This is a genomic window from Cellulophaga baltica (assembly GCF_900102165.1).
Lineage (GTDB): Bacteria > Bacteroidota > Bacteroidia > Flavobacteriales > Flavobacteriaceae > Cellulophaga > Cellulophaga baltica.
Genome location: NZ_FNBD01000001.1, coordinates 313,472 through 338,120 on the forward strand (window position 1 = coordinate 313,472; position 24,649 = coordinate 338,120).

The following is a 24,649-nucleotide window of genomic DNA, read 5'->3' on the forward strand; positions in this document are numbered from 1 at the left end:
ACATCAAAAAAGCATTAACAAGAAGTCATAAAAACAAAATATATAAGATAATTTATACTTATTTTTATTTAATTTGATAATTTATAAGACTATATATTTATAATTTAATATATTTTATATCTTATTTTGAGAAAACACACCATGATACTTTTATGAACAAAGAAGCGCGTATTTTAAGAGAATTAGTCCCTATATCTGAAGATGATTTCTTTATTGTCTTAAATCATCATTCTGCTAAGTTTGATTTTCCGATACATTTTCACCCAGAACTAGAACTCAACTTGGTTCTTAATTCATCAGGAAAGAGAATCATAGGAGATTCTATACAAGAATACACAGATTGCGATTTGGTTTTGGTTGGCTCAAACACACCACACGCTTGGACCGGAGAAGATAAGAACACAAAAGCGCATGTTGTTACTGTTCAATTTCATCAGAAATTCTTATCAGAACTAGCACTAAATAGAAAACTCATGCTTCCTATCAGGCTACTTTTAGAAAAATCTAAAAGAGGTATTTTGTTTTCAAAAGAAACCCTTACTGTTTTAAAACCAAAAATATTACGTTTATCTGAGTCTCAAGACTTTGACTCCCTACTAAATTTTCTATCCATTTTATACGACCTATCTATTGCTCGTAATACAAAAACATTAGCAAGTCACTCTTATGTTGATCATTATACCATTCACAAAAGTCGCAGAATAGAAAAAGTGAATACCTACATTAAAGAAAATTTACATCAAAAAATACTTCTTAAAGAGGTTGCTGGATTGGTTAATATGTCTGAATCTGCCTTTAGTCATTTTTTTAAAAAAAGCACTAACTCCTCCTTCTCTGACTACGTAAGCGATTTACGTTTAGGGCACGCAGCAAGGTTACTTATAGAAACAGAACGTTCTATTAACGAAATTTGCTATGACAGTGGTTTTAACAACATCTCAAACTTCAATAGAACCTTTAAACGAAAAATGGGATACACTCCAAGTTATTTTAGAGATCAACAAAAATTGATTACAAAACACTAAAATACTATTAGCAATCAACATAAAATACAAAGTAAAAGCTTTTATAAAATAATAAATTTGAGTCTACAACAAACGGAACTATTCATGATACATCTTACCACTACACTACAAAGAATCGCCTTTTTTCTAGGCTCAATTTTTGTAACTCATTTTAGCTTTAGCGCAAACAAAATAAATGATCTAAAAATTCAGACAACACCCCCTAGAGATAGCATAAAGGTACCTCCAGAAATTGATGCAAATTTTCATATCTACCTATGTTTTGGCCAATCTAACATGGAAGGCTCTGCTACTATAGAATCTCAAGACACTATTAGCAGTACTCGTTTTCAAATGCTGCAGTCTCTAGATTGCCCCAATTTAAACCGAACCAAAGGAAGCTGGTACGCTGCCGCTGCACCACTTACTCAATGTTACACAGGATTATCACCTGCAGATTATTTTGGAAAAAATATGATAAAGAATCTCCCCGATAGTATCACAATTGCTGTGATTAATGTAGCCGTAGGTGGTTCTGATATTAGATTATTCAATAAAAAAAATATCAAAAATTCACAGATACATATCCTGAGGATTGGTTTCAAAATAAAATTATAGATTACGGAGGAAACCCTTACCAACACCTAATAGATTTAGCTAAAAAAAGCCAAAAGAGAGGAATAATTAATGGTATTTTATTGCACCAAGGCGAAACAAATAATGGTGATACCAAATGGCCAACTTACGTAAAAAAGATCTACCGAAATATGCTTAAAGACTTATCCTTAAAAGCAAACCAAGTTCCTTTATTAGCTGGTGAAGTTGTACATAAAGATCAAAATGGCTTACTAGCCGAAATGAATACGATTATACAGACCTTGCCAAAAATTATTCCTACATCCCATGTCATTTCTTCTAGGGGATGCGGTGCGAAATCAGATAGAACACATTTTAATTCTGAAGGAATTAGAGAACTTGGAAAACGCTATGCATTAAAAATGCTATCCCTTCAATATAACCTAGTCCCAACTCACAATTAAGGCTTAAAAATTACAAGCAATGTTTCTATGAATAGCGAATCAACTTAACACTAGCTTATACCCTAGGTTTTATTTAATTTCATTACAGAAGTCTTTCAGCATTTTAAAATGCTCTTCCATGGCACTTACTGCTAGCTGAGAATCCTGATCTTTAATGGCATTAAAAATTACCTCATGTTGATTCACTTCGCGCATGAAGCCATCCTCATCACAAACCCGTAATTTTTCAAAGACAGATATAATTTTAGGTGTAATTTGTAACATCAAAGCATTAAGTGTACTATTACCGCAGGCTTTTGCAATGGCCAGATGAAAAAGTAAATCCTCCTCTAGAGCATCCTCCCTATTTATCATTTTAACCTTGTACAGATGTAGAGCTGCCTCAATATTCACTAAATCCTCTTCCGTTCTTCTTTGAGCTGCCAAAAAACTAGTTTGGGCTTCTAACATTAGTCTTGTTTCTACTAAGGTTTTGAAATCTTGTTGTTCCAATCCAACAATACCTTCCATAATTCCTTTCAAAGCTACTTGTCCAATATTTGCAATAAAAGTTCCAGTTTTTGGAATGGATTTTAACAATTCATAATGCTCTAGTTTAGCAATAGCCTCTCTAACGTTTCTTCGGCTTACCTTGAACTTTTCAGACAATTCTCTTTCCGATGGCAACTTATCGCCAGGCTCTAAATTCTTGTAAAGAATATATTCTTTAATCTTAGAAATAATTGCATTCTGATCATTAATACTATCATTTACTCTTATTCTATTTGACTTCATCTTGAAATGCTTAAATAATTTAAACCTAGTTACAAAATCCAACAGCAATCACCCTACCTCTTTAAACTAAAAAAAATTTACTGATCTAAACTTTAGACCAGTAAATTCTTAAAATTAACTCAAAAAAACTAACATAGTCAACTCAAACTATATTTTGTCATATTTTAATACCCTGGGTTTTGTGTTAAATTAGGGTTGATCAATATTTCTGAAATAGGAATCGGAAGCAAATAATCACGACTCGGATCAAATGATTTTGGGCCAGGACCAACACCAGATTCTGTAGAAACGACAGACTCTAATCCATTCGGACCAAAAGCCGTAGCCCCTAATTTTCTTCTAGCAATATCATACCACCTCTTCATTTCGTAAGCAAACTCCAACCTACGCTCCTCTAGAATTCTGGTTCTAAAAGAATCCTGATCTAATCCTGAAAAATCCGCAGGAATGGCACTTGGAGCTATTACAGTTCCATCATTAATACCACCTGTAATAATTCCACCAGCTCTAGATCTAGCCATTACTCTATTTACCCAAGCTTCTGCATCTGCAGCAATTCCCAATTCATTTGCAGCTTCTGCTCCAATCATTAATACCTCTGCGTAACGCATCATATAATAATTAGATTTAGACCCTCTAAAGTTTGTTCCTGTAGAAGTTCCATTACCCATTCTAGTATATTTTGCCACATGCGGGCGGTTTACAGCTGTACCATCTCCGTCTGTAAAAGTTTCATAAGATCTTAAAACACCATTTTGCAGAGCCTTATCATCAAAAGTCACTGTTCTTCTGTAATCATTAGCATCCCAAGTAGTATAAACTGCTAAAGAAGGTACTTCAACAGACCATCCACCCCCTACAGGTTCACCATTTGCATTCGTATATTGACCATCTGATCTAATACCTGTAAAGGCAGCCTGATAATCTAAACCTTGGTCGCCATCTGCGGTTCCGGTAAAGTGTAAAACAAAAATAGGTTCTATAGATATATCGCTTTTATCGCTATTAAATAAACTTTGGAAATCTGGCTCTAAACCTAAATTATACAAACCTTCATTATCGATAATTTCTTTAGCTTCAGTATATGCTAACTGATACTCTTCTAATGTTAAATATACATCAGCCAAATAAGCACTAGCGGCAGACTTTGCAGGCAACGCTCTAGAAACCTGCGTATTTGGCAACCATTCCTTAGCAAATTTTAAATCTGCAATAATATTTTCATATACCTCCGCGGCTGGAGTTCTTGGAGCAAGAACAGCGTCAGACAATAGTGTTTCATCTCCTAAATAAGGAATATCCCCAAATTGTCTTACCAAATGAAAGTATGCAAATGCTCTTGCAAAACGTGCTCTTGCAATCACTTCATTTAATACAGCTTCATCTTCCTCCTCTAATAATTTCCCTGCTTTTATAGCCTCATTAGCCGCACCTATTATTTGATATACCTTTGGCCAATATGTGTTACTACCTCCTGCTATTAAAGCATTATCTGCTTGCACAGTGAAGTTATCCATATCAATCCTTTCTTGAGCACCGGTTCTACCTATGGCCATCATATCACTACGATACATAAGGGCTTGCGTCATTTCCCTAGACATAAAATTTCTATGAACCATGTGTGCATATGCACCACTCGTAAATCCTTCTACTTGTTCTAAACTTAAAGAGCTAAAGTAACTTTCTGGACTTATTTCTGTAATAGGCGACTCCTCTAAGTCTGAACATCCTACTATTGACAAGCCTATCAATAAGAATAAATATTTATATGTTTTCATTATATATGTTTTAAATTATTGATTAAAATTTTAAATTAAGACTGAAATTTATAGATCTAATCGTTGGGTAATTTCCAAAATCATGACCCTGAACCACATTAGAGGAGCCAGTGCTACCTCCACCGCTACCAAAGTAGCTTACTTCAGGATCTAAACCAGAATACTTAGTAAATGTCAATAAATTCTGTCCGCTTACTGATAATCTAAGATTATCTACCCCTAACTTTTCAACTACATCAGATGGAAAATTATACCCCAAGGCTACGTTCTTTAATCTGATATAACTACCATCTTCAATAAAACGAGAAGAAATTTCTCTATCTCTTATTTTTGCAGATGGTATACTAGTATCGGTATTTGTAGGTGTCCATGCATTCTGAATATCTGTAAGTGCATTAGAATCTCCATTATACAATTGTACATTGGTAAGATTTAAAATTTCCCCACCTACTGCTCCTTGAAAAAAGATATTTAAATCTAAATTTTTGTAACTAAAATTATTTGTAATACCAAACGTAAAATCTTGATTAGGATCACCTATAGTTTTTAAATCATCCGTATTTATTATTCCATCTGAATTTACATCTATAAATAAAGGATCCCCTGCTTGATTATATGATTCTTTAAGAGCAGTTCCTGCTGGTAAATCTCCTCCTTGATATACTCCTTGATAATCATGCCCCCAGAAAAGACCAATTGCCTCTCCTTCTCTTATTATATACGTATCCTTTCCTGATGAGAAATAACCTGGCGCAGCGCCATCGATAATATCTCCATTATTTAATTTAACTGCCTTATTTCTATTTGCAGCCCAGTTAAAATCTGTAGTCCAGCTAAAATTATCATTATAAATATTCTTTGTACTTAAAGAAATTTCAAATCCTTTATTATTAATTTCACCTACATTAGAATATACTTCTAAATCTACAGCCCCACTATACGCAGGAGAAACCGCAGTTTCTAGTAAAAGGTCTTTTGTATCAATATTATAGTAATCTAATGAAAGTGATATTCTATTACTAAACAATCCTAGATCTAATCCTAAGTTAGTCTGATACGATGATTCCCATTTTAAATCTGGATTAGCCTCTTGAGCAACTGAAACTGACGGATCTGTATTTACGTCTGTTGACGGTGTTATAGATAGTTGTGACAAAGATTGGTATGGCGAAATTGCCTGATTACCTGTTACCCCATAACTAGCTCTCAATTTTAAATTTGATATTGTTTCATTATCTTTCAAAAATTCTTCATTAGATATTTTCCAACCTAATGCCCCAGAAGGAAAGATGGCGTATTTTTCATTTTCAGCAAAGTTAGAAGCCCCATCACGTCTAACTGTAGCTGTCAAAAGGTACTTATCATCAAAATCATAGTTTAATCGTCCAAATTGTGATTGAATTTCCCATTCAGAGAATGATGATTCCACTCTTCTCGACTGAAGCTGTCCTGCTCCTAAATTGTAAAAAAGAAAATCGTCAGAAAGAAGCTCTTGAGTAAGTGCTCCAAAAAATACAGTACTTTGTTTTTGATAAGAATATCCTGCCAACATCGTTAAGTTACCTTTTCCTATTTTAGCATTGTATGTTAAGTAATTTTCACTTAAAAGGTTTGTTCTCCTTCTATTTTCTAAGCTTGCATATCCTATAGAAAGTTGAAAAGTTTGTGGCTTAAACTGTCCTAGAGTTTCATTTAAAGTACTATAACCAAAGGTTGTTTTAAAACTAAGATTATCTAAAATATCATAGTTTGCATACAAGTTTGTTCTAAAATTATCAGATTTAGTCTCATTAATTAATTCATTGGCAACTGCCCAAGGATTTTCAATACCATCACCAACAGAATTTTGAGTAAAAGTACCATCTGCATTGTAGATACCTCTATCAGGAGTAAATCTAAATGCTAAAGAAATAACATCATCTCCACCTCCATTTGCATTTTCACCAGTAGATTGCGTAAGTACTCCGTTTTTTGTACTTCTACTTCCGAAAAGGTTCATACCTAATTTCAATTTTTTAGTTACTTGCGCATCTACATTAGATAAGAACGTAAGTTTTTCAAAATCAGAATTCACGACAATTCCATCTTGTTTAAAGTAATTCGCAGAAGCATAAAAATTTATATTTTCACTACCTCCTGAAAAAGAAAATTGATGATTTGCAGTAGTTCCAGTTTGATAAATTAAATCTTGCCAATCGGTGTCAGCCATTCCTTGCTCATAAGCACGAAATGATTGCTGATATGCTGCAAACTCGTCTGCATCTAATAAATCTAATCTATTAGACGTACTTTGTAAAGAATAGCTCGTATTCAATTCCACCGACAATCTTCCGTTTTTTCCTTTTTTAGTAGTCACTAAAACAACTCCCCCAGAACCTCTAGAACCATAAATCGCTGTTGCCGAAGCATCTTTTAACACCTCCATAGACTCAATGTCATTAGCCTGCGGCATTGTTGCTCCCACAAAACCATCTACAACAATAAGGGGACTACTGTTTGCTCCAATTGAAGTATTACCCCTTACCTTTATTGATATAGGAGCTCCAGGCTCACCACCATTATTAGATTGTACTACTACACCAGCAGCACGACCCTGTAATGCCTGTTCCGCATTTGCTAAAGGGAATGCATTTAAGTCTTCAGATTTCACAGAAGAAACAGATCCGGTTATGTCACTTTTTTTCTGAGAACCATACCCTACAACAACTACTTCCTCTAACTGACTAGCATCTTCTGCTAATACAACTGAGATAGTTTCTTGTCCTGTTATAGAAATCGATTGCGTAATGTACCCTATGTAAGAAAGTTTAATTACATCACCACGTTTTACCTTTAACTGAAAGTTACCATCAAAATCTGTAGCGGTACCTGTAGTACTATTAGCGACCAAAACATTTACGCCTGGAATTGGCATATTAGCCCCATCTAATACTGTTCCGGATAACACGTATCCATCTTGTGCAAATAATGACATATTGAAGACCAATACGATCATTGCCATTAGTTTAATTTTTAATTTCATCTAAAATTTCATTTTAATTAATAAAAGAAGTTGAGTTCTCCTATTGGTACACCAAACTGGTGAACCAAACTGGTGTTCCAAATATATGTTATTTTATTCTTAATTTTTAAAAAAATTATCAGCTATTTAATTTTCCTATTCTAATTTTCTTGAATCAACAGTAAACACCTATCATTATTGACGGTGCAGCAATTAAAATAAAAAAGTTAAATTTTGAAAAAATTCAATTTTAATACTTCTTTGAAGAGCTTTTGAGCTTCAGGATAGAAAATAATGTACTTGGACAGCCATATAAATGGGAGAAAAATTGGAAATAAAAAAAGCCTCTCGATTTCTCGAAAGGCTTTTTTTTTAAGTTGTACAGGCGGAGAGACTCGAACTCTCACACCTCGCGGCACTAGATCCTAAGTCTAGCGTGTCTACCAATTCCACCACGCCTGCATTTTTTACTTCAGTAGGTATATCTCGATATTTTGAGATCTCTTTACCTTCAAAAAAGTTCCTTTTGGCTCGTAAAATATTTCTATTTCTTTCGCTAAAGGAGTGCAAATATAAAGTAAAAATTCAATTTAGAAATACTTACTTGAAAAAACTTCTTTTTTGTAGCTTTATACTCGACTAAAAATAACAAATGGAAGCAATAAAAAATTACATTTCTGAACACAAAGAACGTTTTATTTCTGAACTTATAGACCTATTAAAAATCCCGTCAGTAAGCGCCGACACTGCGTTTACGCAAGATGTATTAGATACTGCAGATGCCGTAAAAAAAGCTTTAACAGATGCCGGATGTGATGCTGTAGAAATTTGTGAAACAGATGGCTATCCGATCGTTTATGCTGAAAAAATTATAGATTCTGCCCTTCCAACCGTACTTGTTTACGGTCATTATGACGTTCAACCGGCAGATCCAATCAATTTGTGGACCTCTCCACCCTTTGAACCCGTCATCAAAAAAACAGACAAACATCCGGAGGGAGCAATTTTTGCTCGGGGTGCTTGTGATGATAAAGGACAAATGTATATGCATGTAAAAGCAATGGAATATATGGTTAGAACAAACCAACTTCCTTGTAATGTAAAATTCATGATAGAAGGCGAAGAAGAAGTTGGCAGTAGCAACTTGGCTATTTTTGTAGCTAACCATAAAGAAAAACTCGCTAATGATATTATTTTAATATCAGATACTGGAATGATTGCTAATGATGTACCTTCTATTACCACGGGTTTGCGTGGTTTAAGCTATGTTGAAGTGGAGGTTACAGGTCCCAATCGCGATTTACATTCTGGTTTATACGGTGGTGCCGTTGCAAACCCTATCAATATTTTAACTAAAATGATTGCTAGTTTACATGATGAAAACAATCATATTACTATTCCTGGCTTTTATGATAATGTAGAAGAGCTATCTAAAGAAGAGCGTGCCGAAATGGCGAAAGCTCCTTTTAGTCTTGAGAATTATAAAAACGCATTAGCTATTGATGCAGTATATGGTGAAAGTGGCTATACGACCAATGAACGTAATTCTATTAGACCTACTTTAGATGTCAACGGAATTTGGGGTGGTTATACAGGCGAAGGGGCAAAAACAGTTATTGCTAGCAAAGCCTATGCTAAAATATCTATGCGTTTGGTGCCGAACCAAGATTGGAAAGAAATTACTGATTTGTTTAAAAAACACTTTGAAAGCATAGCGCCTGAAGGTGTAAAAGTAGTTGTAAAACCACATCATGGAGGTCAAGGGTATGTAACACCTATTAATACTGTTGGTTATCAAGCAGCTTCTAAAGCGTATGAAACTACCTTTGGTAAAAAACCAATCCCGCAACGCAGTGGTGGTAGTATTCCTATTGTTGCGCTTTTTGAAAAAGAACTGAATAGCAAAACAATACTTATGGGCTTCGGTTTAGATAGTGATGCCATTCATTCTCCTAACGAGCATTTCGGAGTTTGGAATTATCTAAAAGGTATAGAAACAATTCCATATTTTTATCAATACTATACAGAATTATTTAAAAAATAAGAATGCGAATAAAACCTTGTTAACCCAAGGTTTTAGTAGTTTTTACATCAATCGGACAAAAAATAGAATACTATGGATACAAATTTAGCAGTGCTTATAGATGGCGACAACATTCCTTCTGCCCAAGTAAAAGAAATGATGGAAGAGATTGCAAAATATGGCAACCCTACAATAAAGAGAATCTATGGAGATTGGACCAAGCCTAATTTAACCAAATGGAAAAATTTATTGTTAGAGAACGCAATTACGCCCATTCAACAATACGGGTATACCACAGGTAAAAACGCCACAGATTCTGCCATGATTATTGATGCCATGGATATTTTATATTCGGAAAAAGTAAACGGCTTCTGTTTGGTTTCTAGTGATAGTGATTTTACCAGGCTCGCTACACGCTTACGAGAAGCTGGCATGAAAGTTATAGGTATTGGAGAAAAGAAAACACCAAATCCGTTTATTGTGGCTTGCGATAAGTTTATATATATTGAAATTCTAAAATCGAAAACAGAAAGTCCGGAGAACGATCTAGGAAAAGAGGATAATAAAGACACCATAGACAAAATTACTAGAAAAGATGTTCAGCTTATAAAAACAACCATTGCTGATGTTTCTGATGATGATGGCTGGGCATTTCTTGGTGATGTAGGAAGTCTTTTGCAAAAAAAGCAACCCAATTTTGATTCCAGAAATTATGGCTTTGACAAACTAACACCACTTATTAAATCTATAGATATTTTTGAACTTGAACAACGTGAAAATTCAAAAAGCAAAAACAAACTAATTTTTGTACGGATCAAACAAAAGCACAATCCGAAAAAAAAATAGTTAAAAATAAAAGTCCGTTTTCCTAAGAGAACGGACTTTTATTTTAGGGCGTTACCTAAAGGTCGGGCTATATGTTTCAAGTCCTCACCGTAAAAACGGCTGTGGGCTTTTCACTGCTATCCCTAACGCAATTAAATTATAATTTCTTCACATATTTTGTTATGATGACAGTCATTGTTGGTCCTACTTTACCTTCTATAAATTCTGCATTCTCACGATCTAAAGATATTCTACGTACCGCAGTTCCTTGTTTTGCAACTTGACTAGAACCTTTGATTTTTAAATCCTTAATTAAAACAACACTATCGCCATTTTCTAAAATTACCCCATTAACATCTCTATGAATAATCTTATCGGCTTCTGCTAGGCCTTCACCTGTAGCTTTAGCAAACTTTAACGCTTCGTCATCAAGATAAATCATGTCTAATAAATCCTTAGGCCATCCTTCTCCTTTCAAACGCGAAAGCATTCTCCAAGCAACCACTTTAACCGTATCAAACTCACTCCACATACTATCATTTAAGCATCTCCAATGGTTTGGATCTGTATTGTCTGGATTCTCAATTTGATCTACACAAACACCACAAGCCAAAAGACTACTATCTATACCGCTTATAGAAACAGGTGGAACTTCATATACCTGTAAATTATCTGTTGAAGTACATAACTCGCATTTATTGCCGCTTCTTTCTATCAATTCTTCTAGTATGCTCATGGTTCTAATTTTTATCCTTGCAAACTTAAAAAAATTGACGAGAGTAGTGGTACTTATTGTCTCCCTAATAATACAAATACCTTAATATTTCAAAAAAAACAAAAATAATCACAGAACATATTCGATGAAATACATCATGATATATACTATAAATCAAATAATAGCGCTTAATAAAGATAGTTAATCAACCTAATTTAAATTTTAAACCAATGAAATTAAGCACATTACTTACCTTCGGACTGCTGTTCTTAGGGTTAAATGCAGCAATTGCAAAAGCAAGAATCCCTATTCCTTACGGAGAGGCTCAAAAAATCATTAAAATTACTGACTTACCTGACACAGAAGAGTTTCAGTTAGAAGATGGTAGGTATTTTGATATTGGTAAGATGTACACTATTAGCCATATTGTTTGGCTTCCTTACAGTAATACAGATGCCATTATTACAGGTTATGTAGATGATGAAACTTATGTTGAGTTATCTCCTGAAGAGCTAAAAGAAATTGCAGCACTTGCAAAAGTTGAAATCCCAGAAACGGTAACAGCATCCTTTTTTGACCGTCTAGGGGGTAAAATAATTTTAGGCCTAGTGGGTCTTGTTATCCTTTATGGGATATATGCTTCCTACTTTGGAAAAGATGAAGAAGAAGCTACTGAAGAAAAATCAGAAGAATAACGCTTATTACAACATACTTAAAATCCATTCCTAATCGAATGGATTTTTTTTGCTTATTATTTTAAACCTCTACACTTGTAGAATTAAAATATTTATTCTATGTTTGTAGAGCACAAGAAAAATTACAAGAATGCAACTTTCAAAATCAGAAGAAGAATTAATGAATATACTATGGAAGCAGAAAACCGCTATCATGAAAGATTTGTTAGCATCTTATGAGGACCCCAAACCTGCCACCACTACCATAGCAACACTGCTAAAAAGAATGACAGATAAAGGGTTTATAGCCTATAAAACATTAGGTAGGTCAAGAGAGTATTATCCACTGGTAAAAAAGAAAGATTATTTTTCTAAGCATGTAAACGGACTCATAAGGAACTTTTTTAACGACAGTGCTAGTCAGTTTGCATCATTCTTTACACAAGAAACAGAACTTACCAAAGAGGAATTGGAAGATTTGAAGGCCTTAATAGACCGCGAACTTAAAAAGAAGTAATTATGGGAATATATCTTATAAAAGTTACAGCATGCTTAGCCATCTTTATTGTTTTCTACAAACTCGTATTAGAAAATGAAAGCATGCACACTTATAAACGGTTTTATTTAATCAGTTCGCTGATCGCTGCTTCCATAATACCTGCTGTATTATTTACGGAATACATCTATATAACTCCAGAACCTGTACTGAATACCTATGTATCAGAAATCAATTCAGACGAAATACCTGTATTTTATCAAAAAACAGATTATTTAACACCTACTCTTTGGACAATTTACGGACTTGGCGTCTTAATTTTTGGTTATAAATTTTGTAGCAACCTATTTAAAATAGGTACCCGCATAAGAAGAAACCCTAAAATTAACTATGACCGTAGTATTCATGTATTGTTAGAAGAAAGACTATCACCACACACGTTCTTCAATTTTATTTTTCTAAACAAACAAAAATTTGAAGCCCAAGAAATTCCTGAAGAAGTACTATTACACGAACAAGCACATGCAGTACAAAAGCACAGTTTAGATGTACTCTTCATTGAACTAATGCAAGTCATTTTATGGTTTAATCCATTTGTTTATTTGTTTAAACGAGCCATCAAACTAAATCACGAATTTTTAGCGGACCAAGCAGTACTACAAAAAGGTGCTGAATTATCAAATTACCAAAAAATATTACTAGCATTCTCATCAAATGCTCCAGAAACTCAATTGGCAAATGCCATTAATTATTCATCAATCAAAAAACGATTTAACATCATGAAAAAAACAACCTCAAAAAAAGCCATTTGGCTACGCAGTTTATTAGTCCTACCCATGTTCGCACTTGCATTGTACAGCTTTAGCGAATCAGAAATTATAGAAATTGACAAAGGCCTTGAAAACTCTACTTCTTCAAATCTTCCCCCAGAAAACTTACAAGAGCAGAAATCAGATTCCATACAATATAAGTACATCGAAAAACCAAACGCACCAAATATTCAAGATATAGCCAAATGGAAAAATAGCTTCAAGTACGCCCTATGGATTGATGGAAAACATACTAGTAATAAAGAATTAGAAAATTATAAATTATCCGAATTTGTACATTATTCTTCCAGCTTTATTTACAATAATGCACGATCACAGCAATTTCCACAACCTTATCAAGTTAGTTTATTCACTAAAAATAAATTTAAAAAACAATTCACTACTAATAATAGGGAACTTAATATTCATATAAATAAAGCTGCTCAAATTTTAGTGCAAGGCGAATTAGTTTCAGTTCTCGGCTTAAAACAGCACTTATCTAAATTAAATACGGACTTATCAAAGGAAGAAAAATCTGAAATAGTTAGAGGATTTATACATGTTCGTTTAGAGACACCAAAACAAGCTGTTAAAAATGTGTCCAACATTTTAGAAGAATACGGTTGCGTTACAATTGATATCGTAGGACAGAAAGAGCAGCAAGACGGCGCAACCATAAAGCAACTAGCAACATACAATACCATAGCCCGAAAATACAATGAGATGAATACATCTACCATGAGCATTAAAAAAGGAGAAGTAGACCAAATGACATACCTCTATAGCATCATGACTGACGATCAAAAAAAGGATGCAGAGGCTTTTCCTAAATTACCACCGATGCCCGAACCACCAATGCCACCTTCAACCCAAAAGATTGGTAAAGGCGAGGTTAGTGCGATTCCAGCACCGCCAGCACCACCAGCACCACCAAAGAGTCCGTTAGACCACGTTATTAACATGGCTAAAAAAAATGCCAACTTCTACTATGAAGGAAAAGCAATAACTTCAGACCAGGCCATTGATTTAATCAAAAACAATAACCATTTAAACATAGATACTAGAAATACAGGAAGTAAAAACCCAAGCGTAAAAATTTCTAAAGAACCCATCATCATTAAAAACTAAAAACATTCATTCAAAAAAAGCCTTCTAAACGAAGGCTTTTTTTATTAAAAATTACTGCAATAAGACGCCTGTAGTACCATAGCACTAGTTTAACATAATTTTTCAAATAGAATTTGTACATTAGTTACTCATCAATCAAAAATCAAATTAATTATGTTACAACGTTTTTTTATCCTGTGCTCAGGAGCCGATTCTGAAATACTGGCCGAATGTTCTCAGGGAGAACGAAATAAATATGCAGGAATAGGAGCTACGGTATTTTTTACCGCCGTAATGGCATTTATTGCTAGTAGTTATGCTTTATATACTGTATTTGACAATGTCTATATAGCTACTTTCTTCGGACTCGTGTGGGGATTACTAATCTTTAACTTAGATCGCTTTATAGTTTCTACTATTAAAAAAAGGGATAAGTTTAGTAGTGAGCTCTTGCAAGCAACACCGCGCATTATTTTGGCCGTCATTATAGCTATTGTAATTTCTAAACCGCTAGAAATGAAAATTTTTGAGAAGGAAATTAATCAAGTCCTTTTAGAACAAAAGAACGAATTGACACTAGCCAATAAAGATCAAATTGCGCTACAGTACAATCCTAGTATTGATGCCTTACATACAGACATTGAAGCCTTAAAAACAGAAATTACAATTCAAGAAACAGAAACTAATGCCTTGTATGACACTTACATTTCTGAAGCGGAAGGGACGGCAGGAACAAAGCTTTTAGGAAAAGGCCCAGTATACGCCGAAAAAAGAGATAAGCATGATGCAGCACTAAAAGAACTCAGAGAACTAAAGGAGACTAATGCTGTTAAAATTACTGATATAGAATCTCAGATTGCCGCTCTCCAAACAGAATATACCACTTCCGTAACAAATTCTCAGCCCATTATTGACGGTTTCGATGGCCTAATGGCCAGAATTACCGCGTTAAACAAACTACCGTGGCTACCATCATTCTTTATTTTTTTACTTTTTCTTGCTATAGAAACTTCGCCTATCATTGCGAAACTGCTATCGCCTAAAGGTACTTATGATTATAAATTGGAAGAAGAGGAAAGTGTCGTTAAATCTTGGGTGACTCAAAAAGTGAAGCAACGCGATTTACTTGTGGCTACCGATGAATCATTAAATAATAAAATTTATGCAGACCTTGCGGAGGAACAAGCCATCTACGATTACAAAAAACAAAAAGTAGAAGAATTACTTAAACTACAGGCAGATTCATTTCACAAGCTTCAAATGAAAAACCTTTAGTAGTGTATGGTTTTCGGTATGACCACACCTAAATTAGTTCCCTAAAATTCGGTTCCAAAGCTCCTGCAATAACTTTTTAGCATCCCCCACATTTTTGGGGATTTCTTTTATTTCCAAATCCCCCTCTTTATTTGTGAGTTGATATTTGAACGCAAAATCTTGTTCTTTAGGATCCATGCTCATTAAACCAAATCTGAGGTCATTGAAAAACAATTGTCCATTATCCTCTGTTATAATATACCATCCTTCTGCAATACGCTCTAAACGATTTACTTTATCATTATTCTTTAAATCTCCTAATAGCTCATGATGTTTTGGATAAGTTTCAAAAAAGATGGGTTTTGTATCAAAAAACGAGTAATTGGCAATCAAATAGGCTTCTTTTGTATCCACATTTGCAGTCCAAAGTATCGTATTAAACGGACTAGGCCTTGTATCAATTTCAATATAAGATATACCTTGATTTTCTAGAGCTGTTGTAAATTTCTGATAAGTCACTGCTTTTAACACCAGCGATAGCAACAAATAGGCGGAGCTAATGATTAATCCCCAGTTGTTGTATTTCCTACGCTTTACAGAAGTTCTTTTTTGAAACATAGCCAATACCAACAATACTAAAAAAGGGAGGGTATACAAAGGATCTATAACAAATATATTCTGAAACGCTAAACGGGTATTAAACGGCCAGAAAAGTTGTGTGCCCCATGTTGTGAAAGAATCTAAAATAGGATGCGTAAATAGCCCCCAAAACATTAACCAAGACCATTCTTTCCAGCTTGCTTCTTTCTTAGGCAATAGTTTAAATACTAACCAACCGAATACGGGTGCAAATAGTACTGAGAAAAAGATAGAATGGCTAAACCCACGGTGCCATTCTATAGCAGAAATCGTATCTGTAAAAAAACGTGTGAATACATCTAAGTCTGGAATAGTACCTGCAATTGCTCCAAAAAGCATGGCTTTATTACCTACTTTCTTTCCTAAAACAGCTTCTCCTACCGCAGCACCTAATACTATTTGCGTTAATGAATCCATATAAACTTACAGTTAATCTACAATTTGCATTTTCTTTAATAAAAAAGAAGCATTCATATTCTGGCAAATTCCGTCTTTAAATTTATAATCAAAGTGTAATTCATCGGCTATGATTTCGGCATCAAAATAATGATTCTTCACTTGTGGTAAATCATTAGCAGCCTCACATAAACTTAAATCATGCGTAGCGATAATACCCGTAGCTTTTCCTCCAATAAGCTTTTCCACAAATTTTCGAGATCCTATAGCCTTATCGGTACTATTGGTACCCTTTAATATTTCATCTAGTACAATAAAATAGCGATCTGTTTTTATCTCATCTACGATAAACCTAAGCCTCTTTAATTCTGAAAAGAAATAAGACTCGTCATCTGTTAAAGAATCTGTAGTACGCATGCTCGTAATTAACTTAATAGGAGAATAGGTAACCGATTTTGCGCATAAAGGCAAACCAACGTTAGCCATGACTATTTGTAGTGATACTGTTCTCAAAAAAGTACTCTTACCGGCCATATTAGCTCCCGTAATGATAAAGAATTGCTCTCTAGCAATATGGATATCATTTAATACACTTTTTTCAGGATTTAAAAGTGGATGTCCTGCCCCTACTGACTCTAACACTACATCTGTAGTACTGAGTATTGGGAAGGTATACGTTGGATGGTTGTATGCAAAATTTGCCAGGCTATTATAAGCATCAAAGAAAGCAATGGTATCAAACCAGCCTTCTATCTTTTCACCATGTTTAGAAACCCAATCTTCAATTTTGTAAGATTGATACACATCCCAAAGCATAAAACCATTGGCGAAAATTCCGAATAACATATTATTACGTTGATCTAAAGCATCTAAAATTTTAGAAAACTCTTTCAGTATAGCTGATGTTTTTTCAGATTCACTTAAAATGGTAGCGCGTTTTTCCTTTAAGAGCTTCGTCTTAAATTCTATCTTCTCTATTTCAAGAATTAATTTTTGATATTGATGGAATGTTGTTTGAATCCTCCCAGTATCATTTGATAATTTATTTACAGCCTTTACATAGAATCCAGAAATAATGAGACCCACTACAAAAACGGCTAATAGAATAAAAAATGATAACGGGATTACAAAATACCCAATTACTACTAAAGCCGAAATACCCCCAAAAATTAAGGGTAGCATTTTTATAGACTTTGGCAAAAAACGTTTGTATTCTTTAATCCAATCGATAATGGCTTGGTAAGCTGTTTCCGTTTTTACTAATGATGCTACTGCCGTAAATTCTTGACGCCAATCTGGTAATTGAGAAAGCTCTTTGATTGCTTCCTGCTTTTCATTGATTCCCGTAATTTCATTTGCTACAAATAAAGAGGCTAAACTCTCACTACCTTGAGGCAATACGGTTCTATTTAAATATTGGTAAAAAGAACCTTTACCAAATAAATCTATATCCTGACTAAAATAATGCAACGGGTCTTTAAACTCGCTCCCATCTGGTTGCTCATGAAAATCTCGATCCAATAGTTTAATTTCTGTTTCATTAATATGCAATAGTGCTAAAATTTTATCACGTTTATATTGCAAATTAGTATGTCTAGAAACCAGAATTAAAAATAAAACAATAGCGATTAATATAATTGCTATAACTGTCTTGGGAGTATCATAAAATAATGTAATCCCTACAATCATGAGTATAAACACTACTAACCGTAAGATACTTGACCGCAACAATTGCGACTTAATACCTGATAATTGTTTGTTTAAACCTGTTATTTTATCAGAATAGAATGACTTTAAAGCTTGCATTGAAGAATTGTAAAATGAAACACAAAGATAGGTTATATTCAAAAATAAAAAAGACCAGCTTTCGCTGGTCTAATCACCTATAGTGCTCGGGGGGAACTAGCTACAAGTAAGATTTGGGATATCTTATATATGTTTAGTGTTTTGCTTCATAACTGATGTAAAGGTATTGAAGCACTACTCCTAAAATTTTGAAAAACCGACCAATATCTTATGAAGTGTAGACGAACAGCAAATATCTGTAGATAAACGTTTTTCTTGGATAGCTTTATTCTAAGGAATCCAACGCTTGTTTTAGCTTTTTAGTAAACTTAGCAACGACCAGATCGTAGGAATGATCTATAAGTTCTGTTGTAAGTTTTGGCGGAACACGCTCTAGAAGCAAGGTGTTCCAATGTATTTTACTCATATGATATCCAGGAATAATTGTCCCATCATATTCTTCCCGTAATTCAAGTGCCCTATCTGGGTCACATTTTAAATTAGCTTGTGCAGGTAATCGCCTTAAAGATGATAAGGCAAACATTTTACCCATCACTTTAAAGACCAAAGTATCCTCGTCAAAAGGGAATTCTTCTGTAACTCCCTTTTTAGCCATACAATAGGATCTAAATACTTCTATATTCATTTGTATAGCGCTTTGATTATGATTAATTATGTCGTCAAATAAAATACGACTGTTTATCAGCTAGTTCGAAATTTCTATTCCACAACTATCAAATAACCATCAAATAAGAATTATGCCCAAAAAGGTATGTATTTTTTATACTTCCTTGAGTTACTTTCGGGATCATCTTCTTTTATAACGTTTGCTTTTAAGGCTTCTTTAATTATTCTTGATGCAATTGCTGCGTTCTTGCTTTCTATCATAAACCTATCTCTTAAAGACTGATTAGTCATTTTATCATTAGATACATATTTTAAACAACAGTGTTGATAACAAGCTCTTATTTTGTCTTTTTTATCCATTTGATTTAAAGTCTTGTATGAGTACATTATAACTTTAGTATGTTTTTCTTGAATTAAAATATCCGGTGCTGGTAATTGATACATTTCATTATAAAAAATTACTTTATCAATTCCGCTTCCTTTTTCTTCACAAATACCTAACCTCCTCATTAAATCTGCAAGCACGTCATTTCTAGACTGATATTCGTCAATAAAGCGTTCAGGTGTGATAAGAGGTATTCCTGGATTAGTAATTTCAATTCTATCAGAAAATATTTCAACCATTGGAAAGCCTTTTTCTTCGAAATCTTGATGAATTATAGCATTTGCCAATAATTCACGGACTGCAATTTCTGGGTACATTCTTTTATCATCTCTAAATGCTTTTCCTATTTCTTCATTAGCTGGTAATTGACTATTTACCCAGTCTATTAATCCTTGGTATCCCGAAACATAGCCTTTCCCTCCTATTTGCTCTCTAATAGTTTCAATTTTATTATTATGTTTATAAACAATAACTCTAATTGCTTTTCTTTTTAAATCGGGAAAATCTTCTAGATTTTTAGCAAATAGTATTGCACCTAAATTTGTAATGGAAAAATTAGGCGTTTTTTGAATAATTAAATTTTCTGAAATAAACTTATCAATAACACCTTGTCTATTTGAAGGATAAGGTAGTTTTAATAAATCAAAATAAGCTTGAGTATCTAAAAGAGAAACAACAGAATCAGCATCAATATTAACTTTAGCTAATTGAAGTTCAAATTTGATATTATCTTTTCGATTCCAAATTTTGGCTTCTTTTTCAGGAAACTCTTTGAGTAATCTTGTGTAACTACCTATTCTAATATATGCTTGATTTATAAATTTGACAGGCCTATTTGCTGCTGCAGGAATTACATACATGCTGATATTTATACCTTTTGAATATTCAAATTCATAAGTTTTAAAATCAATTTTAGGGTCTAGTCTTTGAATTAACCAGTTCTCTAATTCTTCTTTTCCTTTAGTAGCAGATTTAACTTTAAAAGAAGTCCCTTTAATATTATGTGTCCTGTCCTCGACTCCAAAAATAAGAAATCCACATTGCTTTTTACTTAGGCAGGCTCCATTCGCTAAAGCTGATATTCTTTCGCCTATTTCTTCGGTGGAATGAAAGTTCAGTTTAAATTCAAGCCATTCAGTTTCTTGAGAATAACTTACTAGTTCTTTAACAAGCGATTTTAGTTCAATTTCTGTCATTTATCAAATAAGAATCAAATAAAAACAATCTGATTATCAGTTATTTACAATCCCAACTAATAAATATACAATGAATCTATCAAATAAGATTATAAGGTTTAAATTACTGGCAACATTTATAATATATCCTAAAAGCCTAGTCTCACTAGATATTTATTTCTATAAACTTGCATCTTTAGAATCATAGACAATCACTTTCTTCCAAAGCGCACTAGATTCTTCTATAAATACTAAATGAGGTGCTTCTTTTTGGTAGGCCTCTTGAGCTTCTGCAGACTCAAAAGTTACAATTAAAGAATATGTAAAAGAACCGTCTACCACCTCTCTACTAGCTCTTGGAGGTTTTCCTATGAACTTTGTCTTAGCATACTCAGAATGGTCTAAAAACTTACGTAAAGAGGTTTCAAAAGCCTTACAGTCTTCTTGACTGTCTGGATTATTTAACCAAAAGAAAACGGTGTGTGCAAAATTAGAATCAAATGTGTCCATTGTAGTTGCTGTTTGTGCGTGGGTAAAAAATGAAAATACTAAAAATATACTAAGTGCAAAAGTGTGTTTTAATTTCATGACTCTAAAAATCTAGTTAATTTACTTTTTCGTTCTGATAATTGTTCTTTCGCATCAATTTTTAATGCGGTGTAATCTAATTTCCAACCAATAGTTTCTACAATAGATTCTATTAATAGTATTGCTTCTAATGCCTCACTACGCGCAGTATCCATCAAACCACTTTCTGGAATTTTATCCCGGATATGCTGTTTTACTTCTTGATTTAAAACGGTAAGATCGTCTGGTGTAAATGAATTAAACATTCCATTTTTAATGTCATAGAAATCTAATTCTGGTTCTATTGATAGTATCTCTGGCTCTGGAAAACTTTTAAGTAATATCGTTTTTCGTTCCGTATCTGCGTTCAGTATTAATTTCTTTAAATCGTACCCTATTTGAGCTTTTGCATTAATTACGATTAAAGCTTTCTTCTTACTAGAAACAAGACTTAAAAAACGTTCTTTCGTGTTCTCATACCTATAAATTTCTGCAAAATCGCCTTCCACGGTAATCAGCTTACAAACACTTTTAATTTTTTCTAATAACACATGCGATTGGACTTCCGTGAGCTCTTTACTCTTCTTTTTTCGGAATAAACTAAACAACCAATACGTTGCAATAGCTCCTAAAATTAGCCCTAATATAGTGTCAAAAATATTATCCATTTATTTTCCAATTTCACCCAAATGAGTGTATTTAAATCCCTTTTCATATTTTAAACCATAACCAAAAACACGATCCATGGCCGCGTGAGAAAACAATATTACTCCCGCTAATTGCCACAAAGGTATGGCAAGGTAAACACCTAGTAAATAGATGGCAACGGCTATTCCTTTATGATGAAAAACATTATAGGATATTGCTCCTATTTTGTTACCAAACAAATAACCTATCATGCCAAAGTCTGGGGTTAATGTTAATAATAAAAACCGCCACCATTGATAATTAAGAAGGCTAAAAAGGTAAATACCTAATACCAGCATGGCTATTTCTTCAACTTTTATTGTGTTCTTCAATACTCCTCTATTTTAAACAGCACGGGTCTACTAGGACTTGCATCATTCTCAAAAGGTGCCACTTGAAGATTTAAAAAGTACAAGCCGTCTTTAATCGTATTAGCCACAAAAACAAATTCTGTTATCGTTGCATGCTTGCGCACAAGACCACTCGTATTCCAAAAAGCATTGTGCCCTAATAGCGCCCCTCCGTCTTTTTCTTTATCTATCGATGGCAAATCTACTAACAAATGATTAACACCTAATTCCACAAGATAGTTCACTGCTTCTTCTAGCAAATATGGAGGATTAGAATTAGAATATTGTCTGTTTAATTTTTCTTTTAAATTAGGTAATGTTCTAATTACCAGAGCATCTCCTTTGAAACCTTTTAAGGCGTATTGCAACTGTTTTTTAGAGATGACAAAGTCTTCATTTTGTTTTTCTGGAGCAATTGTGACTACCGATGCTAAAAAGAAGAAAGCTTTTAAATTCTGATTTACAGAATGAAACTCTGCTGTAATATGCCCTACACATTCTGTATGCGTTCCATGTGCATGCGGATTAAACCAAATATCATTAAAATTGGTCGATGCACCTTCTGTTACTTTCCCCACAAAATCTCCTGCCGTATGCGGTGTAATTTTTGGCGGCTCTGTATACCATGCATTTACATTGCTAGATTCTCCACGAAGTGGAATTGAAATATCTAAAGGTTTTGAAAAATCTATAGAATACGATTTTTTTTTATGGCTTATGGTCGCTTTCAAAAATGGTAGTATTTACTCTGACAAGTTAATCATAAAAAGGTCAGACGCAATTCCATCTGCTAAAAATTTTCCTTTTTTTGTCGTCACTAAAGTATCATTTTCAACCACCAATACCCCTTGTTCTATATGTTTTTCTGCCTGTTTCAAGAGATACCTATAGTATTCAATACCAAATTCTGATTGAATTCTAGTTAAAGAAACTCCCCAGATGGTGCGCAAACCTGTCATAATATATTCATTATAACGGTCTGTTTTAGAAAGCACCTCAACCTCCATAGGAAGTTGATCTATTGCCAACGCATTTATATATTTTGCATTATTATTGATATTCCATCCTCTACGAATACCGTCATAGGAGTGTGCCGATGGCCCTACACCAATATATTTTTTACCCAACCAATAGGCCGTATTATTTTCCGAATAAAACCCAGGTTTCCCAAAGTTTGATGTTTCATAAGCATCAAAACCATTTTCTTCCATTTTTTGTAGAAGACTATTAAAATGGATTGAAGCAATTTCATCATCTAGTGGTTTAATAAGCCCTTTTTTTATAAAATTTGCCAAAGCTGTTTTTGGCTCTACGGTGAGTGCGTAACTAGAAATATGAGGTATACCAAAAGACAAAGCGGTTGTAATATTCTCTTCCCATCGCTGGTTACTCATTTCTGGCACTCCGTAAATAAGATCAATAGAGATATTGGAAAAATGCTGCGTTGCAAGCGCTAAAGATTTTTTGGCTTCTTGTGCATTATGAGCACGGTTCATCATTTTTAAATCTTCCTCAAAAAAAGATTGAATCCCGATACTCAAACGATTAATAGGACTTTTAGAAAGTGCTATTATTTTATCTTCTGTAAGATCATCTGGATTAGCCTCTAAAGTTACCTCAGGGCGTTCTATTACAGCATAATGCGTATAAACTGTCGCAATAATCTCTTGTATTTCCTCTGTGGTTAATACAGATGGAGTACCTCCTCCAAAATAGATTGTAGCTACAGCATCATTGTTAAATTCATCTTTCCTAAGTACTAGCTCTTTTTTTATAGCCGTGATCATTGCCTCTTTCTTCCCCATACTTGTGGAAAAGTGAAAATCGCAATAGTGGCAGGCTTGCTTGCAAAAAGGAATATGAATATAGATACCAGACATGTGTTCGTGTTGCGTAATTATTAACAGTTAGCGTTGAATTTTTTTGGGCTTCAAAATTGAGAAATAAGCTTCTTTTTAAAGAGAAGATTATGACTATTTATTTTTTTACTCTTTTTTCATTTTGTTTAACAAACGCATCCCAACCGGTATAACTTTTGCCAACTTCTATACGGCCTTCATTATAAAAATGGCAAACGGCAGCGGCCAAACCATCAGTACTATCTAAGTTTTTAGGAAGTGTCTTCAGGCCCAACATGCTCTGCAACATTTTAGCAACTTGCTCCTTACTAGCATTACCATTTCCTGTAATGGCCATTTTAATTTTTTTAGGAAGGTATTCTGTAATGGGAATATCTCGAGACAAACCCGCAGCCATCGCTACACCTTGGGCTCTCCCTAGTTTTAACATAGATTGCACATTCTTACCAAAGAAAGGGGCTTCTATGGCAATTTCATCAGGATGATAGGTATCAATCAACTCAATGGTGCGCTCAAAAATAAGTTTAAGTTTTACATAAGGATCGGTGTATTTTTGCAATAGCAACTCATTCATCTGTAAAAACTCCATTTTTTTATTCATCACTTTAATGAGTCCAAAACCCATAATAGTAGTACCGGGATCTATCCCTAAAATAATTTTTTCGTTAGCCAAGAGTAA

23 protein-coding genes and 1 tRNA gene are annotated in these 24,649 nt (G+C 33.9%); 9 read left to right on the plus strand and 15 right to left on the minus strand.

The window, feature by feature from the left end; translation table 11 throughout:
- Nucleotides 1–152: 152 nt before the first annotated feature.
- The 3 genes from BLQ19_RS01365 to BLQ19_RS21450 all read left to right on the plus strand — a co-directional run bounded on the left by BLQ19_RS01365 (nucleotide 153) and on the right by BLQ19_RS21450 (nucleotide 2,044).
- Nucleotides 153–1,025 (plus strand): AraC family transcriptional regulator, encoded by an 873-nt coding sequence (locus tag BLQ19_RS01365; protein WP_024481917.1) that lies wholly within the window; start codon nucleotides 153–155, stop codon nucleotides 1,023–1,025.
- Between the two features lie 84 nt (nucleotides 1,026–1,109).
- A complete protein-coding gene (locus BLQ19_RS21445; RefSeq protein ID WP_254788171.1) occupies nucleotides 1,110–1,622 on the plus strand; it encodes a sialate O-acetylesterase in 513 nt (170 codons plus the stop codon).
- Nucleotides 1,623–1,687: 65 nt separating this feature from the next.
- Nucleotides 1,688–2,044: a sialate O-acetylesterase gene (locus BLQ19_RS21450; protein WP_254788185.1), complete on the plus strand. Its 357-nt coding sequence runs from the start codon at nucleotides 1,688–1,690 to the stop codon at nucleotides 2,042–2,044.
- Between the two features lie 69 nt (nucleotides 2,045–2,113).
- Here the strand turns inward: BLQ19_RS21450 and BLQ19_RS01375 are convergent, their stop codons facing one another.
- The 4 genes from BLQ19_RS01375 to BLQ19_RS01390 all read right to left on the minus strand — a co-directional run bounded on the left by BLQ19_RS01375 (nucleotide 2,114) and on the right by BLQ19_RS01390 (nucleotide 8,059).
- Nucleotides 2,114–2,818, minus strand: coding sequence for a FadR/GntR family transcriptional regulator (locus BLQ19_RS01375; protein ID WP_074537157.1), 705 nt, complete (start codon nucleotides 2,816–2,818; stop codon nucleotides 2,114–2,116).
- 164 nt (nucleotides 2,819–2,982) lie between these two features.
- The gene (locus BLQ19_RS01380) at nucleotides 2,983–4,596 is read right to left on the minus strand and encodes a RagB/SusD family nutrient uptake outer membrane protein (protein WP_074537158.1); all 1,614 of its coding nucleotides are present in this window, start codon (nucleotides 4,594–4,596) and stop codon (nucleotides 2,983–2,985) included.
- A gap of 22 nt (nucleotides 4,597–4,618) precedes the next feature.
- Nucleotides 4,619–7,618 (minus strand): SusC/RagA family TonB-linked outer membrane protein, encoded by a 3,000-nt coding sequence (locus BLQ19_RS01385; protein WP_029665105.1) that lies wholly within the window; start codon nucleotides 7,616–7,618, stop codon nucleotides 4,619–4,621.
- 359 nt (nucleotides 7,619–7,977) lie between these two features.
- Nucleotides 7,978–8,059 (minus strand) — tRNA-Leu (locus BLQ19_RS01390).
- A 190-nt stretch (nucleotides 8,060–8,249) separates the two neighbouring features.
- Here BLQ19_RS01390 and BLQ19_RS01395 point away from each other — a divergent pair.
- Nucleotides 8,250–9,641 carry a dipeptidase gene (locus tag BLQ19_RS01395; RefSeq protein ID WP_024481921.1) on the plus strand — a complete coding sequence of 464 codons (1,392 nt, stop codon included), beginning with the start codon at nucleotides 8,250–8,252 and terminating at the stop codon, nucleotides 9,639–9,641.
- A 72-nt stretch (nucleotides 9,642–9,713) separates the two neighbouring features.
- Nucleotides 9,714–10,466, plus strand: coding sequence for an NYN domain-containing protein (locus BLQ19_RS01400; RefSeq protein ID WP_074537159.1), 753 nt, complete (start codon nucleotides 9,714–9,716; stop codon nucleotides 10,464–10,466).
- 136 nt (nucleotides 10,467–10,602) lie between these two features.
- Here the strand turns inward: BLQ19_RS01400 and BLQ19_RS01405 are convergent, their stop codons facing one another.
- Nucleotides 10,603–11,181, minus strand: a complete 579-nt coding sequence (locus BLQ19_RS01405) for a PhnA domain-containing protein (RefSeq protein ID WP_074537160.1) — start codon at nucleotides 11,179–11,181, stop codon at nucleotides 10,603–10,605.
- Nucleotides 11,182–11,390: 209 nt separating this feature from the next.
- On the opposite strand from BLQ19_RS01405, the gene BLQ19_RS01410 reads away from it, so the two are divergent.
- From BLQ19_RS01410 to BLQ19_RS01425, 4 genes are all read left to right on the plus strand, one after another.
- The gene (locus BLQ19_RS01410) at nucleotides 11,391–11,855 is read left to right on the plus strand and encodes a hypothetical protein (RefSeq protein ID WP_024481925.1); all 465 of its coding nucleotides are present in this window, start codon (nucleotides 11,391–11,393) and stop codon (nucleotides 11,853–11,855) included.
- A 130-nt stretch (nucleotides 11,856–11,985) separates the two neighbouring features.
- Nucleotides 11,986–12,351 carry a BlaI/MecI/CopY family transcriptional regulator gene (locus BLQ19_RS01415; protein WP_074537161.1) on the plus strand — a complete coding sequence of 122 codons (366 nt, stop codon included), beginning with the start codon at nucleotides 11,986–11,988 and terminating at the stop codon, nucleotides 12,349–12,351.
- A 2-nt stretch (nucleotides 12,352–12,353) separates the two neighbouring features.
- Complete coding sequence (locus BLQ19_RS01420) at nucleotides 12,354–14,267, plus strand: M56 family metallopeptidase (protein ID WP_074537162.1); 1,914 nt, start codon at nucleotides 12,354–12,356, stop codon at nucleotides 14,265–14,267.
- 153 nt (nucleotides 14,268–14,420) lie between these two features.
- Nucleotides 14,421–15,521: a DUF4407 domain-containing protein gene (locus BLQ19_RS01425; RefSeq protein ID WP_074537163.1), complete on the plus strand. Its 1,101-nt coding sequence runs from the start codon at nucleotides 14,421–14,423 to the stop codon at nucleotides 15,519–15,521.
- A 33-nt stretch (nucleotides 15,522–15,554) separates the two neighbouring features.
- Here BLQ19_RS01425 and BLQ19_RS01430 read toward each other — a convergent pair whose 3' ends face one another.
- The 10 genes from BLQ19_RS01430 to ruvC all read right to left on the minus strand — a co-directional run bounded on the left by BLQ19_RS01430 (nucleotide 15,555) and on the right by ruvC (nucleotide 24,643).
- Complete coding sequence (locus tag BLQ19_RS01430; protein WP_074537164.1) at nucleotides 15,555–16,556, minus strand: metal-dependent hydrolase; 1,002 nt, start codon at nucleotides 16,554–16,556, stop codon at nucleotides 15,555–15,557.
- A gap of 12 nt (nucleotides 16,557–16,568) precedes the next feature.
- On the minus strand, nucleotides 16,569–18,341 hold the full coding sequence (locus tag BLQ19_RS01435; RefSeq protein ID WP_074537165.1) for a MutS-related protein: 1,773 nt from the start codon (nucleotides 18,339–18,341) through the stop codon (nucleotides 16,569–16,571).
- Between the two features lie 265 nt (nucleotides 18,342–18,606).
- Nucleotides 18,607–18,966 carry an MmcQ/YjbR family DNA-binding protein gene (locus BLQ19_RS01440; protein ID WP_074537166.1) on the minus strand — a complete coding sequence of 120 codons (360 nt, stop codon included), beginning with the start codon at nucleotides 18,964–18,966 and terminating at the stop codon, nucleotides 18,607–18,609.
- A gap of 110 nt (nucleotides 18,967–19,076) precedes the next feature.
- Complete coding sequence (locus BLQ19_RS01445; RefSeq protein ID WP_074537167.1) at nucleotides 19,077–20,528, minus strand: ATP-binding protein; 1,452 nt, start codon at nucleotides 20,526–20,528, stop codon at nucleotides 19,077–19,079.
- A 159-nt stretch (nucleotides 20,529–20,687) separates the two neighbouring features.
- Nucleotides 20,688–21,095 carry a Dabb family protein gene (locus tag BLQ19_RS01450; RefSeq protein WP_029450111.1) on the minus strand — a complete coding sequence of 136 codons (408 nt, stop codon included), beginning with the start codon at nucleotides 21,093–21,095 and terminating at the stop codon, nucleotides 20,688–20,690.
- The gene (locus BLQ19_RS01455) at nucleotides 21,092–21,742 is read right to left on the minus strand and encodes a DUF4230 domain-containing protein (protein ID WP_024481933.1); all 651 of its coding nucleotides are present in this window, start codon (nucleotides 21,740–21,742) and stop codon (nucleotides 21,092–21,094) included. The genes BLQ19_RS01450 and BLQ19_RS01455 overlap by 4 nt, the downstream gene beginning before the upstream one ends.
- A complete protein-coding gene (locus tag BLQ19_RS01460; protein ID WP_074537168.1) occupies nucleotides 21,743–22,093 on the minus strand; it encodes a DUF4260 domain-containing protein in 351 nt (116 codons plus the stop codon). It lies immediately after the preceding gene.
- Nucleotides 22,090–22,842, minus strand: coding sequence for a cyclase family protein (locus BLQ19_RS01465; RefSeq protein WP_074537169.1), 753 nt, complete (start codon nucleotides 22,840–22,842; stop codon nucleotides 22,090–22,092). The genes BLQ19_RS01460 and BLQ19_RS01465 overlap by 4 nt, the downstream gene beginning before the upstream one ends.
- Nucleotides 22,843–22,854: 12 nt before the next feature.
- The gene (gene hemW / locus BLQ19_RS01470; RefSeq protein WP_074537170.1) at nucleotides 22,855–23,991 is read right to left on the minus strand and encodes a radical SAM family heme chaperone HemW; all 1,137 of its coding nucleotides are present in this window, start codon (nucleotides 23,989–23,991) and stop codon (nucleotides 22,855–22,857) included.
- Nucleotides 23,992–24,088: 97 nt separating this feature from the next.
- A complete protein-coding gene (ruvC, locus tag BLQ19_RS01475; RefSeq protein WP_024481937.1) occupies nucleotides 24,089–24,643 on the minus strand; it encodes a crossover junction endodeoxyribonuclease RuvC in 555 nt (184 codons plus the stop codon).
- Nucleotides 24,644–24,649 lie beyond the last annotated feature (6 nt).

Coding starts and splice junctions, on each gene's coding strand:
- BLQ19_RS21445 (WP_254788171.1), top strand. CDS start 1,110: ATGATACATCTTACCACTACACTACAAAGAATCGCCTTTTTTCTAGGC.
- BLQ19_RS01400 (WP_074537159.1), top strand. CDS start 9,714: ATGGATACAAATTTAGCAGTGCTTATAGATGGCGACAACATTCCTTCT.
- BLQ19_RS01375 (WP_074537157.1), bottom strand. CDS start 2,818: ATGAAGTCAAATAGAATAAGAGTAAATGATAGTATTAATGATCAGAAT.
- BLQ19_RS01420 (WP_074537162.1), top strand. CDS start 12,354: ATGGGAATATATCTTATAAAAGTTACAGCATGCTTAGCCATCTTTATT.
- BLQ19_RS01410 (WP_024481925.1), top strand. CDS start 11,391: ATGAAATTAAGCACATTACTTACCTTCGGACTGCTGTTCTTAGGGTTA.
- BLQ19_RS01405 (WP_074537160.1), bottom strand. CDS start 11,181: ATGAGCATACTAGAAGAATTGATAGAAAGAAGCGGCAATAAATGCGAG.
- BLQ19_RS01440 (WP_074537166.1), bottom strand. CDS start 18,966: ATGAATATAGAAGTATTTAGATCCTATTGTATGGCTAAAAAGGGAGTT.
- BLQ19_RS01430 (WP_074537164.1), bottom strand. CDS start 16,556: ATGGATTCATTAACGCAAATAGTATTAGGTGCTGCGGTAGGAGAAGCT.
- BLQ19_RS01455 (WP_024481933.1), bottom strand. CDS start 21,742: ATGGATAATATTTTTGACACTATATTAGGGCTAATTTTAGGAGCTATT.
- BLQ19_RS01395 (WP_024481921.1), top strand. CDS start 8,250: ATGGAAGCAATAAAAAATTACATTTCTGAACACAAAGAACGTTTTATT.
- BLQ19_RS01435 (WP_074537165.1), bottom strand. CDS start 18,341: ATGCAAGCTTTAAAGTCATTCTATTCTGATAAAATAACAGGTTTAAAC.
- BLQ19_RS01450 (WP_029450111.1), bottom strand. CDS start 21,095: ATGAAATTAAAACACACTTTTGCACTTAGTATATTTTTAGTATTTTCA.
- BLQ19_RS01385 (WP_029665105.1), bottom strand. CDS start 7,618: ATGAAATTAAAAATTAAACTAATGGCAATGATCGTATTGGTCTTCAAT.
- BLQ19_RS01380 (WP_074537158.1), bottom strand. CDS start 4,596: ATGAAAACATATAAATATTTATTCTTATTGATAGGCTTGTCAATAGTA.
- hemW (WP_074537170.1), bottom strand. CDS start 23,991: ATGTCTGGTATCTATATTCATATTCCTTTTTGCAAGCAAGCCTGCCAC.
- BLQ19_RS01425 (WP_074537163.1), top strand. CDS start 14,421: ATGTTACAACGTTTTTTTATCCTGTGCTCAGGAGCCGATTCTGAAATA.
- BLQ19_RS01415 (WP_074537161.1), top strand. CDS start 11,986: ATGCAACTTTCAAAATCAGAAGAAGAATTAATGAATATACTATGGAAG.
- BLQ19_RS01445 (WP_074537167.1), bottom strand. CDS start 20,528: ATGACAGAAATTGAACTAAAATCGCTTGTTAAAGAACTAGTAAGTTAT.
- BLQ19_RS01365 (WP_024481917.1), top strand. CDS start 153: ATGAACAAAGAAGCGCGTATTTTAAGAGAATTAGTCCCTATATCTGAA.